This is a genomic window from Frigoribacterium sp. CFBP 13729 (assembly GCF_014841875.1).
GTDB lineage: Bacteria > Actinomycetota > Actinomycetes > Actinomycetales > Microbacteriaceae > Frigoribacterium.
This window is the reverse complement of record NZ_JACYUR010000005.1, coordinates 50,853-63,617: the sequence shown is the minus strand read 5'-3', so window position 1 is coordinate 63,617 and position 12,765 is coordinate 50,853. Positions and strand designations below refer to the sequence as shown.

The following is a 12,765-nucleotide window of genomic DNA, read 5'->3' as shown; positions in this document are numbered from 1 at the left end:
GGCGCTGCCGCCTGGGCTCAGAGCGTGATCGTGATCAGCCCGTCGTCGCCGAGCTCGACCGCGGCACCGCGGTAGTCGGCGATGCGCGTCAGCCCCTCGGCGGCCGGCCCGTCGTGGTCGCCCACGACCACGACCTGGGCCCCGGAGGCGCGCGCAGCCTGCAGCCCCGCCTCCGCGTCCTCGAAGACGACGACGTCGCCCGGCTCGACGCCCAGCAGCTCGGCCGCCCGCAGGTACCCGTCGGGAGCGGGCTTGCCGACGGGCACGTCCTCGGAGGCGAGCACGACCGCGGGCAGCCCGACCCCCGCGACGGCGGTGCGGCTCCGCGCGATGGTCCCCGGGGCGCTCGTCACCAGCGCGACGAGCTGCACGGGCAGGGCGGTGACGAACGCGGCCGCGCCGGGGATCTCCACCACGCCGTCAGGGGCCTCGCCCTCGACCGACAGCAGCGCGTCGACGTGCCGGAGCACCGCCTCCTCGTCCAGCTCGGGCAGGAACCGCCGGACCGTGTCCGCGGTCTGCCGACCGTGCGCGAAGGCCAGCACCTCGCCGGGGTGCAGGCCGAGCGGGCCGCACCACTCGGTCCAGATGCGCTCGACGAGGGCGGTCGAGTCGACGAGCGTCCCGTCCATGTCGAAGACGACCGCCCGGGCGGTCAGGGTCGTGCGGGGCTGCTCGGGACTCATGGCGTCAGTCTGGCGCACGACCCAGGCGGGACGGTCGTGGACGGCCCTGGACGGCCGTGGACGGCACGGTGATGGACGGCACGGTCGTGGGCAGGACGGGGGACCTCGCCGGGGAACGGGCCCGGCCGGGCTGCTCCGTGCAGCCTGTGCATGCCGTGCACGTCGACTGGCCCCCTTCCGGGGGACTCGACGGAACGCGTAGCCTTGTCGTGTCGGGACCTCACCGGTCCCACAGGATGTCGCTCCCCGCGAGCGTTCCCTGCCCGTGAAGCTCACGCTCGCGGAGCGGCATCCGGGTCGCGCTCCTCGCTCGAGGGGCGCGGCCCCTCCTCGGAGGATCGGCCAGACGGCGGCGTGAGGCCGGGAGGCGACGGGCCCGGCGGCGACGTGTCGCGTGCCTGCCCCTCGTGACCCTCCGCAGCGATCGTCCCTGCGTGAAGCTCCGACGGTGCGGAGAGCCACGTGCCTGCTCGAGGCGGGCTCCGCCAGCCTACGGCCGCAGGCGACTCCCCGACAGGGGTTGACTCTGACGAAAAAGCCTGGTCACCATCCACTTTCGTTAGACGCTCTGACTAGTCCGTCTAGCGACCACCCCGTGGACCTGGGGCGCTGCTAGCGTCGCCCCCATGACCGACGCCCCGCCTCCCGTGCTCGTGATGATCGACCGAGCGGCCGCGGGCGGACCCCCGCTCGGTCCGGGCGAGACGGGCTGGCGAGTCGTCGAGCCGTCCGAGCACACGATCCACGTCACCGACCTCGGCGTCACCCGCGGCGACGGGATCTTCGAGGGCCTCGGCGTCTCGCACGGCTCGATCCAGGCACTCGAGCCGCACCTCGCCCGGCTCGCCCGCTCGGCGGCCCTGCTCGACCTGCCCGAGCTCGACCTCGACGTGATCCGGGCCGCCTGCCTCGAGTCGGCCAGGCTGCACGAGCCGGCGCCGCTCCTCCTGCAGAAGCTCGTCGTGACGCGAGGGATCGAGGGAGGCGACGGGTCGCCCACGGCGTGGGTGCGCACCGAGCTGATGCCCGACCACGACGCCGAGCGCGTGCACGGCATCCGCGTCGTGTCGCTCGACCGCGGCTACCGGCACGACGTCGCACAGACCTCGCCGTGGCTGCTGCAGGGCGCCAAGACGCTGTCGTACGCCGTCAACAAGAGCGTGCTGCGCGAGGCCGCCCGCCGGGGAGCCGACGACGTGCTCTTCGTGAGCAGCGACGGCTACGCGCTCGAGGGGCCGTCGGCGTCGCTCATCGCGCGCCTCGACGGCGTCTACGTCACGCCGCGCACCGACCAGGGGATCCTGGAGGGCACGACCCAGGCCGCGGCCTTCGAGGTGCTGCGCTCGCTGGGGCACGAGGTCGCCGAGGTGTTGCTGCCGATGGACGAGGTGCGCCGGGCCGACGCGCTCTGGCTCGTCTCGAGCGGCCGGCTGGTCGCGCCGCTCTCGTCGCTGGACGGCGAGCCGGTGGCGATCGACGCCGAGGTCACCCGGCAGCTGGCCGACGCGCTCGTCGACCGGCGCGTCTGACCGGGCTCGTCCGACGCGGCGGATGCGACGCCGCGAGGCCGACCGGGCGCGCGACGCGAAGCGGCCGACCGGCCATGAGGGCGGCTCACGTGGTAGTGCGGGTATCCGCGACGCGAACAATGCTTAGGTGAGCTAGACACTTCCGGGGTCGACTGCGATGGTGGGGACGTGCCGATTCACGGCGGCGCAGCCATCATCCGCAGTTCGATCAGGCGTTCGCAGGGCGCCAGGAATGAGCCGAACATGTCCGCATCGACCCCCCGCTCCCCTCTCCGCTCCGTGTCGGCCCGCGACCTCGCCGGCCTCGTCCCGGAGCAGCTCGTCCAGCACGTCCGCTCCCGGGTCGACGTCACCAGCGACAGCTCCTACCGCCGCGAGTCCAGCGTCGCGCCGGCCCGCATCGGCGCGTACCCGAAGCGCCGCCGCACCTCGCGGGCGCCGCGTGTGCCCGTCGTCGCCGCACGCCCTTCCTACGCCGACTTCTTCGTCGAGCCCGCGCGGCACCTCGCGACGGCCTGACGCCTCCGACCCGACCACACGCCGGAGGGCGGGCACCCCTGGGTGCCCGCCCTCCGGCGTTCTCGTCCGCGGTCCTGTTCCCGGGACCGGCGTGACCCGACCCGAGGAGGCGACGCCCGCCTCCTCGGGTCGGCTCTCGCCTGGTGCCCCCTAGGAGGCGCGGCTCCGGAGCAGCGTGAAGCTCGCGTCGCGCACGAGCAGCGTCGTCACCGGACCCTCGACCTGCTGGTCGGGATCGCTCGAGCTGGCGAGCTCCCACTCCCCGTGCGGCGCCTCGGGCACCTGGAACTCGACGACGCTCGTCGAGCCGTTGGTGAGGTAGGCGAAGGCGTCGGCGTCCTTGTGCGTGAGCACGAAGGTGATCGCCTTGTTCTCGCCCTGCTGCCAGTCGCCCGTCGAGAACGAGTGGTCGTCGGCGCGGCGCACCTGCACGTGGTCGTCGCTCTCGACCTCGGGCGCGTAGCGGAACCAGTCGGGGCGCAGCGCCGGGTTCTCGCGACGCAGCGTGATCAGCTCGGTCGTGAAGGCGAGCAGGTCGCGGTCGGCGCGCTCCCAGTCGAACCACGAGATCTCGCTGTCCTGGCAGTAGGCGTTGTTGTTGCCGCCCTGGCTGCGCGCGATCTCGTCGCCGCCGAGGATCATCGGCACGCCCGCGCTGATCAGCAGCGTCCCGAGGAAGTTGCGGCGCTGGCGGTCGCGGTACTCGTTGACGGCGCCGTCGTCGGTCGGGCCCTCGACGCCGCCGTTGAACGACTTGTTGTCGCTCTCGCCGTCCTGGTTGTCCTCGCCGTTGGCGTCGTTGTGCTTCTCGGCGTACATCGTCAGGTCGGCCAACGTGAAGCCGTCGTGCGCGGTGACGAAGTTGACGCTCGAGAGGGGCGAGCGGCGCGAGTCCTCGTAGACGTCGGGGCTGCCGAGCACGCGGTCGGAGAAGGTCGACAGGACGCCGGGCTCGCCGTTCCAGAACTCGCGGACGTCGTCGCGGAACTTGCCGTTCCACTCCGACCAGTCGGCCGGGAAGCCGCCGACCTGGTAGCCGGCGGTGTCCCACGGCTCGGCGATCATCTTGACGCTCTGCAGCACCGGGTCCTGGTGGATCAGCGTGAGGAACGCGCTGTGCTCGCTGGCCTCGCCGCCCTGACGCGTCAGCGTCGTCGCCAGGTCGAAGCGGAAGCCGTCGACGTGCATCTCGGTGACCCAGTAGCGCAGGCTGTCCATGATCAGGCCGAGCGCCGCCGGGTGGCTGACGTTCAGGCTGTTGCCGGTGCCGGTGGTGTCGAAGTACGCCGACTCCTCGCCCTCGACCAGGCGGTAGTACGACGCGTTGTCGATGCCCTTGAACGAGATCGTCGGGCCCATGTGGTTGCCCTCGGCCGTGTGGTTGTAGACGACGTCCATCCACACCTCGAGGCCGGCCTCGTGGAAGGCCTTGACCATGGCCTTGAACTCCGCGACCTGGCCGCCTCGCGTGCCTGCCGCCTCCGAGGCGTACTCGTCGTGCGGCGCGAAGAAGCCGATGGAGTTGTAGCCCCAGTAGTTGCGGAGGCCCTTCTCCTCGAGGTGGCTGTCCTGCACGAACTGGTGCGTCGGCAGCAGCTCGACGGCGGTGACGCCGAGGTCGGTGAAGTACTTGATCGCGGCCGGGTGCGCGAGGCCCGCGTAGGTGCCGCGGATCTCCTCGGGCACGTCCGGGTGCTGCTGCGTGAAGCCCTTGACGTGCACCTCGTACACGACCGTGTCCTCGAGGGCGGTCAGCGGGCGCTCGTCGGAGCCCCAGTCGAAGTCGCGGTCGGCGATCACGTTGCGCGGCATGGCCGACGCGGAGTCGGTCGTGTCCATCGTCCCGGGCTCGTCCATGTCGTGGCCGAAGACGGCCTGGCCCCAGTCGAAGCGGCCGTCGAGGGCCGTGGCGTAGGGGTCGAGCAGCAGCTTGTTCTCGTTGTGGCGGAGGCCGGCGGCCGGGTCCCAGGGGCCTGCGACACGCAGGCCGTAGCGGGAGCCGACGCGCGCCTCCTCGACGACGGTGTGGAACACGTGGCCGGTGCGCTCGGTGAGCTCGAAGCGGGTCTCGGTGCCGCCGGTGCTGCCGGTGCCGTCGGTGCCGTCGTCCGCGTCGTCGAACAGGCAGAACCAGATCTTGTCGGCGGTCTCGGAGTACACGGCGACGTGGGCGCCGCCGCCCTCGAGGGGCGTGACGCCGAGGGGGTAGGGCAGGGAGCGAGAAGCGGTCATGCACCAGACATACAGGCTGCGCGGCTGCGGGGGCCAAGCTGAGCGCCCGGCCCGCTGTACCCCGCCGCCCTGCGCGCGCTCCGCGCCGCCGCGCCTCGCGACCCGCCTGCCCCTGCTCCCCGCCCCGCCCCGCCCTTCTTGACTCCGTTCGGACAAAGTGCCGCGCTACAGCGCGTCATCCTGTCCGGAACACATCCCGAAGGCGATTCCTCCCCAGCAGCCTTCACAGGTCGCCTCTCCCCAGCAGCAGCCTCCTGCGACGCGGGCGTCCTCCCGGAGACCGACACTCGGCGCATGACTGCACCTGACCCGTTCCGCGTCCCGCTGAGCTTCGCGGCGACCCACGGCGACGCGAAGGAGGCGCGGGCGCTGAGACGAGGCCACGAACGGGGAGACGTGCATCGTGTGCGCCGAGGCGTGTACGTCGCCGCAGCCGCCTGGACGGCTCTCGACGATCGTGGCCGTCACGTCGTCGCCGTTCGTGCCGCGTTGGCAGGACATCCTTCTCGGCTCGTCGCATCTCACGACTCAGCCGTCGCCGTCCACGACCTGCCGCGCGTCCACCGCGTGTTCGGCGAGGTCGTGCAGCTCATCGATCCTCTCCGCGCCGAGGCCCGCCGCGCTCGTCTCGTCCACGTGCGTCCGGGCGAGCTCGCCGCCCGCGACGTGGTCGACGTCGCGGGCGTTCCGTCGACGTCGCTCTTGCGCACCGTCATCGACGTGGCCAAGTGCTCGGCGTTCGGAGACGCCGTCCTCTGTGCCGACGCGGTCCTCCGGCGCATCGTCCTTCGCAGTCGGCACGATGCCGGGCCCCACGTCGACGAACGGCTCGCCCGGGTCCGAGCCGACCTGCTCGCCTCGGTCGGCCCCGGTGACCGTCGAGGGGGGAGCGCGGCAGCACGCGTGATCGAGTTCGCGTCTCCGTGGTCCGAGAACGGCGGCGAGTCCCTGGCCCGGATCGCGCTGCACGAACTCGGCGTCGAGGCACCCGTCCTCCAGAAGGTCGTCACGGTGCACGGCCGGTTCGCGGGGCGAGGCGACATGCACCTGCCCGACGACGGCGCCCTGCTCGAGTTCGACGGCATGGAGAAGCTCGTCGACGGGAGGATGCTCGCCGGACGTTCGACCGCTGAGGCCCTCCGACAGATGAAGGCACGCGACCGGGAGCTGCTGCGGTCGGGAGAGGTGCGCACGGTCGTGCACTTCGATCTCCTGGACGTCGTCCACCCCGCGCGGCTGGCAGAACTGCTCCGTGCAGCACATGTCGCCGTCGATCCCCGCCGCGTGCGCACGGCAACGCGCCTCGCGGCCGTCCGGTTCGCGCTTCCTGACTCGGCAGACGGACGCGTTCCGGACAGGATGACGCGCTCTTGCGCGTCATCCTGTCCGGAACGCGTCGGATGAGGGGGCAAGGGGTGCCCGGGCACGAGCAGGCGAGAAACCGAGCTGGCCGGCGGGGCGGCGGTTAGCTGACGTGCACGTCGGGGCGGCGCGAGCGGTGCGGCTCCGCCTGCCTCAGCACCTCGCGCGTCACGGGCGCCACCTCGCCGGCCCCGGTCACCAGGAACCGTCCCATGTTCGACAGCGGGCTGCCCTCGGTCCACTCGAAGTAGACGTCGGGCACGACCCCGGTCTCGTCGCGCACCGCGAGCAGCACCGACGCGATCGTGTTGGGCACGGCGCCGCTCGTGACGCGCAGCACGCGGTAGCCGTGCACGACGCAGCCGGTGACCTCGAGGTCCTCCTCGAAGTCGGACGAGTCGCCCGGGTGCACCTCGAGGAAGATCACGGGCGAGCGCTGCGGGATGCCGCTGTACTTGCGCTCCGCGCTCAGCTTCTTCTTGTAGATCTCGGCGACCTCGCGACCCGGCTCGTGCGCGATGATGCGGATCGAGCCGTACTCGTCGGCGTCCTCGCGGACGTAGCCGAGCGACGTGTCGTCGAACGAGATCGACGTCGCGCGCAGCTGGAACGACCGCCGCACCCGCGAGATCAGCGACACCGCCATGATGCCCACGATGAAGATCGCGGCGATCCGGACGCCGTCGGGACGCTCGACCACGTTGACGACGGTCGTGTAGACGAAGACGACCGCGATGACGCCGAAGGCGACGGTCCGCTTCCGTTGACGCGCCCGGCGCGCGGACAGGGTCACCGCCACGGAGGCGCTGGTGATCAGCACGAGCACCCCCGTCGCGTACGCCCCGCCCTGGGCGTCCACGTCGGCGTCGAACACGATCGTGATGACGAAGGCGATCGCCGTGAAGACGAGCACGAGCGGCCGCACGGCCCGCGCCCACTGCGGCGCCATGCCGTAGCGCGGCAGGTAGCGGGGCACGATGTTGAGCAGCCCCGCCATCGCCGAGGCACCGGCGAACCAGAGGATGCAGATGGTGGCGACGTCGTAGAGGGTGCCGAAGCCGTTGCCGAGGTAGGCGTGCGCGAGGTAGGCGAGGGCACGGCCGTTCGCCTCGCCTCCCGACTGGAACTCCTCCTGCGGGATCAACAGCGTGGTCACGAAGCTCGACAGGATGAGGAACGAGCTCATGATGATCGCGGCCGACGTGAGCAGGCGGCGCGCGCCGCGGATCCGGCCGACCGGCTGCTGCGGGGTGTCGCTCGCGTCGCCGGTGATCTGCGGCATGACGGCGACGCCGGTCTCGAACCCCGACAGGCCGAGCGCGAGCTTCGGGAACACGATCAGCGCGATGCCCACCATGACGAGCGGGTTGCCGTGCTGGACGGTCAGCGCCTGCCACCAGTTCCCGATGACGACCGGGTTCTCGGCGACGTGGGCGAGCGCCACGGCGATCACGACGAGGTTCAGCGCCAGGAACACGCCGACCAGGACGACGGCGATGCCGATCGCCTCCTTGAACCCCCGGAGGAACACCGCGGCCAGCAGCGCGACCAGGAACAACGTGATCGGCACCTCGGCGCCGTGGAACCACGACGGCGCGAAGGGGTTCTCGACGGCGTGCGCCGTGGCGTCGGCGGCTGAGAGGGTGATGGTGATCATGAAGTCGGTGGCGGCGAAGCCGAGCAGAACGAGCACGAAGACCTTGCCGCCCCACCAGGGCAGCAGGCGCTCGAGCATCGCGATCGACCCCTCGCCGCGGGGGCTCTCGCGGGCCACGCGGCGGTAGACGGGCAGAGCGCCGAAGAGCGTGAGCACCACGAGCACGATCGTCGCCAGCGGCGAGAGCAGGCCGGCCGCGACGGCGGCGATCGCCGGCTGGTAGCCGAGGGTCGAGAAGTAGTCGACCCCGGTGAGGCACATGACGCGCCACCACGAGTGCGTCTTCTCGACGGTGGTGGCGTGCGGGCCCTGGTGGGCACCGCTGTTCTCGGAGAGGCCGCCCAGCAGCCAGCCCCGGAGGCGCGACCCCGACGTGCGGGAGAGCGCCGGTTCCAGCGCGTCGGCGTCGCGCTGCTCGGACGTCGTGGACACGGTGACCTCTCGTCGCTCGTCGCACCCGGGACGGCTCGACGGAGCAACGCTACGCCCGCCGTGGGGCGGCACGGGGCGGTCGGCCGTAAGGATGTCGTGAGGACTTCGGACGTCCGCAGCAGGCGCCCAGCGGGCCCACGGCGGGCCCGCAGGTCACGTGCGGGGCAGCCCGGCGACGGTCTCGGCGGGCAGGCTCCTCTGAGGTCTGGCTCCTCTGAGGTCTGGCTCCTCTGGGATCAGGGCTTCTCGGCGCCTCCGTCCGGCACGAAGCGGTAGCCCATGCCCAGCTCGGTGACGAGGTAGCGCGGCTCGGCCGGCACCGGCTCGAGCTTCTTGCGCAGCTGCGCGAAGTAGAGGCGGAGGTAGCCCGTGTCCTTCGCGTGGAACGCGCCCCACACCTGCGTCAGCAGGGTCTCGCGGGTGACGAGCTTGCCGGGGCTCTGCAGCAGCAGCTCGAGCACGCGCCACTCGGTCGGCGTGAGGCGCACGAGCTCGCCGGCGCGCGTCACCGTCGTGGCCGACAGGTCGACCCTCACGTCGCCGAACTCGACCACGGGCGCGTCGTCGTCGCCGGGTGCGAGGCGGCGGGTGAGCGCTCGGATCCGCGCGAGCAGCTCCTCCATCGCGAACGGCTTCGTCACGTAGTCGTCGGCGCCGGCGTCGAGCGCCTCGACCTTGTCGGCGGCGTCGGTGCGCCCGGAGACGACGAGCACGGGGGCGGTCGACCAGCCGCGCAGGCCCGCGATCACCTCGACGCCGTCGAGTCGAGGCATGCCGAGGTCGAGCATGACCAGGTCGGGGTGCTGCGTCATGGCGACGTCGAGGGCCTCGCGACCGTCGGACGCCGTGTGGATCTCGTAGCCGTGGGCGCCGAGGGTCACCTTGAGCGCCCGCAGGATCTGCGGGTCGTCGTCGGCGATCAGGATCTTCACGGGCCCTCCTCGACGACGGTACCGCCCGCAGGAGGTGCTGTTCGCGCTCCCGACGTAGGGATCCCGTGAGGATCCGCGCCGGCACCAGGGGCAGGGGCCTCCGGCAGGGAGACGACGGCGGTGAGGCCGCCTCCCGGGGTGTCGTCCATCGTGAGGGCGCCGCCCATCGCCTCCGTGAACCCCTTGCTCAGCGCGAGGCCGAGCCCGAGCCCCGTGGAGTTGTCGGTGTCGCCGAGCCGCTGGAACGCGACGGTGATCTCGTCGCGGCGCTCCGGCGGGACGCCGGGCCCGCGGTCGACGACCCGCACCTCCACCCGGCCGGCGAAGCCGCTGGTCGAGATGCGCACGAGCGTGCCGTCGGGCGAGTGGCGCAGCGCGTTGTCGAGCAGGTTGACGAGGACGCGCTGCAGCAGCACGGCGTCGGCGACGACGGCCGGCACCGAGGCGCGCAGCGCCAGCTCGACGTCGGCGGGCCCGAGCCCGAGCTCGTCGAGCGCCCCGAGCACGACGTCGTCGACGTCGACGACCGCCGTGCGGACGGCCAGCGCGCCGGCCTGCACCCGGCTGACGTCGAGCAGGTTGGTGACGAGGGACGACAGCGACTCCAGGCTCTCCCACGCGGTGGCGAGCAGCTCGTGCCGGTCGGCGTCGCTCCACTCGACGCCGGGCTGGCGCAGGCCGCTGACGGAGGCGGTCGCCGCAGCGAGCGGGCGGCGCAGGTCGTGCCCGACGGCGGCCAGCAGCGCGCTGCGCATCCGGTCGACCTCGGCGAGCGGAGCGACCTGGCCGGCCGTGCGGGTGAGCGCCGAGTGCTCGAGCGCCGCCTCGACCTGCGCGGCGACCACGGCGAGGAGGCGTCGGTCGCCCGCCTGCAGCGGCTCGCCCGTGAGCTCGAGCACGCCGTGCTCCCCCGCGGGCAGCGTCGAGACGTCGGCCGAGGCACCCGCATCAGGCGCACCGGCACGCGCACGAGCAGCAGCCCCACCCGCACGTGCACCACCACCACCAGCAGCCGCAGCAGCAGCACCAGCACCAGCACCAGCACCGTCGCCCGCCACCCCGCTGTCGCCGAGCACCTCGTCGCCCGACAGCACCCGCACCCGCCTCAGCCCGAACGCCTCGCGGGTGCGCGCGACGAGCGCCTGCAGCGCGTCCTGCCCCCGCAGCACGCTGCCCGACACGGTCGCGAGCAGCTCGGTCTCGGCGAGGGCCCGGGCCGCCGACCGGCTGCGCCGTGCCGCCTGGTCGACGACCCAGCTGACGATGGCGGCGTTGAGCACGTAGAGCACGAGCGCGAGCAGGTGCAGCGGCTCGGCGATCGTGACGCTGTAGATGGGCGCGATGAAGAAGAGGTCGAGCGTGACGCCCGACAGCAGGGCGGCGAAGAGCGCCGGCCAGACGCCGCCGGTCACCGCCACGACGACGACGAGCAGCTGGAACAGCAGCACGGTGCCTGCGATGCCGTCCTCGGTGCGGTGCCCCGCGAGCAGCCAGGTGAGCAGCGGCCCGACGACGGCCGCGAGCACGAAGCCCGTGGCGACCCGCGACCGCGACAGCGCCCCGCCGAGCTTGGGCAGCGACCAGCCCCGGCCCGCCGCCGAGTGCGTGACGATGTGCACGTCGAGCTGGCCCGACTCGCGGATCACGGTCGCGCCGATGCCCGGCCCCGTGACGAGCGACCCGAGCCGGCCGCGTCGGCTGACGCCGATCACGAGCTGGGAGGCGTCGGCCCCCTTGGCGAAGTCGACCAGCGCCCTCGGCACGTCCGAGCCGACGACCTGGTGGTAGCTGCCGCCGAGCTTCTCGACGAGGGCGCGCTGGGCCGCGAGCGCGCCGGGCGCGCCCTGCCGGAGGCCGTCGGGGGTGCTCACGTGCACGGCGATCAGCTCGCCCCCGGCGCTGCGGGCCGCGATGCGCGCGGCGCGACGGATCAGCGTCTCGCCCTCCGCGCCTCCGGTGAGGGCCACGACCACGCGCTCGCGCGCCTCCCACGCGGCGTCGATGCCGTGCTCGACGCGGTAGGCGCGCAGGGCGCTGTCGACCTCGTCGGCGAGCCAGAGCAGGGCGAGCTCGCGCAGCGCCGTGAGGTTGCCGAGCCGGAAGTAGTTCGAGAGCGCCGCGTCGACCCGGGCGGCGGGGTAGACATCGCCCGCCGCGAGCCGGTCGCGGAGCGCCTGCGGCGCCAGGTCGACGACCTCGATCTGGTCGGCCGCGCGCAGCACCGCGTCGGGCACGGTCTCGTGCTGCGCCGCGCCGGTGATCTGCTCGACGACGTCGGCCAGCGACTCGACGTGCTGCACGTTGACGGTCGACACCACCGAGATCCCGGCGTCGAGCAGGGCCTGCACGTCGCGCCAGCGCTTGTCGTGCCGGGAGCCCGGGGCGTTGCTGTGCGCGAGCTCGTCGACGAGCGCGACCTGCGGCGCCCGGGCGAGCACCGCCTCCAGGTCCATCTCGTCGAGCTCGACCCCGCGGTGCACGTGCCGCTCGCGCGGCACCACCTCGAGGTCGCCAAGCCGGGCGGCGGTCGCTGCCCGGCCGTGGGTCTCGACCACGGCCACCACGACGTCCTTGCCCTCGTCGCGCAGCCTCGCGCCCTCCTCGAGCATCGTGAAGGTCTTGCCGACGCCGGGAGCGGCACCGAGCAGCACCCGCAGCCGACCTCGTGTCATGCGCCCAGCTTCGCACGCGCCGCCGACACGTCCGGGGCCGCGCACACGGCGACGCCCGCGGCACGCGCCACGCCCACGGCACGGGCCGCACACGCCGCGCGCGTCGCACCGGCCCCGCCCGCCGCCCTCACGACCCGAGCTCCGCCAGCGCGGCGTTCAGCTCGAGCACGTCGACCGTGGGCTCCCCCAGGTAGCCGAGCTCGCGGCCGTGCACGTGCTGCTCGACGAGCTCGCTCACCTCGTCGACGGGCAGCGACCGCGCGGCGGCGACGCGCTCGACCTGCTGGCGCGCCCACTCGGGCGAGATGTCCGGGTCGAGGCCCGAGGCCGAGGCGGTCAGCGCGTCGACGGGCACCGACGCGGGGTCCACCCCGTCGAGGGAGGCGACGGCGGCGCGACGCTCCTCGATCGCGGCGATCAGGTCGGCGTTCTCCGGGCCGAGGTTGCTGCCGCTCGAGGCGCCGGCGTCCCAGCCGTCGCCCGCCGCCGAGGGACGCGACTGGAACCACTCGGGCAGGGCGGCCCCGTCGGCGTCGACGAACGACTGGCCGAGCAGCGACGAGCCGACGACCTCGCCGTCCACGGTGAGCCGGGAGCCGTCCGCCTGGTGCGGCAGCACGAGCTGTCCGACGCCGGTGACCAGCAGGGTGTAGCCGAGGCCGAGCACGACGGTCGCGACGACCATCGCGCGGAGGGCCGTGCCGTACTGGCGCAGCGTCGAGCGGGTGTCCATGGGGTTCCTTC

Annotated in this window: 9 protein-coding genes; 2 read left to right on the top strand and 7 right to left on the bottom strand. The window is 73.0% G+C overall.

Features of this window, described 5'->3' with window-relative positions:
• Positions 1-17: 17 nt before the first annotated feature.
• Positions 18-686: an HAD-IA family hydrolase gene (locus tag IFT77_RS13870; protein ID WP_192042453.1), complete on the bottom strand. Its 669-nt coding sequence runs from the start codon at positions 684-686 to the stop codon at positions 18-20.
• A 626-nt stretch (positions 687-1,312) separates the two neighbouring features.
• Here IFT77_RS13870 and IFT77_RS13865 point away from each other — a divergent pair.
• Together IFT77_RS13865 and IFT77_RS13860 are read left to right on the top strand one after the other, a co-directional pair.
• A complete protein-coding gene (locus IFT77_RS13865) occupies positions 1,313-2,215 on the top strand; it encodes an aminodeoxychorismate lyase (protein ID WP_192042452.1) in 903 nt (300 codons plus the stop codon).
• A 243-nt stretch (positions 2,216-2,458) separates the two neighbouring features.
• Complete coding sequence (locus tag IFT77_RS13860; protein WP_192170318.1) at positions 2,459-2,734, top strand: hypothetical protein; 276 nt, start codon at positions 2,459-2,461, stop codon at positions 2,732-2,734.
• A 150-nt stretch (positions 2,735-2,884) separates the two neighbouring features.
• On the opposite strand, the gene glgX is transcribed toward IFT77_RS13860, so the two are convergent.
• The 6 genes from glgX to kdpC all read right to left on the bottom strand — a co-directional run bounded on the left by glgX (position 2,885) and on the right by kdpC (position 12,754).
• Positions 2,885-4,966: a glycogen debranching protein GlgX gene (gene glgX / locus IFT77_RS13855; protein ID WP_192170317.1), complete on the bottom strand. Its 2,082-nt coding sequence runs from the start codon at positions 4,964-4,966 to the stop codon at positions 2,885-2,887.
• Between the two features lie 528 nt (positions 4,967-5,494).
• Complete coding sequence (locus IFT77_RS13850) at positions 5,495-6,193, bottom strand: hypothetical protein (RefSeq protein ID WP_192170316.1); 699 nt, start codon at positions 6,191-6,193, stop codon at positions 5,495-5,497.
• A gap of 238 nt (positions 6,194-6,431) precedes the next feature.
• Positions 6,432-8,381 (bottom strand): APC family permease, encoded by a 1,950-nt coding sequence (locus tag IFT77_RS13845; RefSeq protein ID WP_192170373.1) that lies wholly within the window; start codon positions 8,379-8,381, stop codon positions 6,432-6,434.
• A 272-nt stretch (positions 8,382-8,653) separates the two neighbouring features.
• Positions 8,654-9,349 carry a response regulator transcription factor gene (locus IFT77_RS13840; protein WP_192042448.1) on the bottom strand — a complete coding sequence of 232 codons (696 nt, stop codon included), beginning with the start codon at positions 9,347-9,349 and terminating at the stop codon, positions 8,654-8,656.
• Entirely contained in the window at positions 9,346-12,021 is a 2,676-nt protein-coding gene (locus tag IFT77_RS13835) for an ATP-binding protein (protein ID WP_192170315.1), read from the bottom strand. The genes IFT77_RS13840 and IFT77_RS13835 overlap by 4 nt, the downstream gene beginning before the upstream one ends.
• A 127-nt stretch (positions 12,022-12,148) precedes the next feature.
• A complete protein-coding gene (gene kdpC, locus IFT77_RS13830; RefSeq protein ID WP_192042446.1) occupies positions 12,149-12,754 on the bottom strand; it encodes a K(+)-transporting ATPase subunit C in 606 nt (201 codons plus the stop codon).
• Positions 12,755-12,765: the final 11 nt, after the last annotated feature.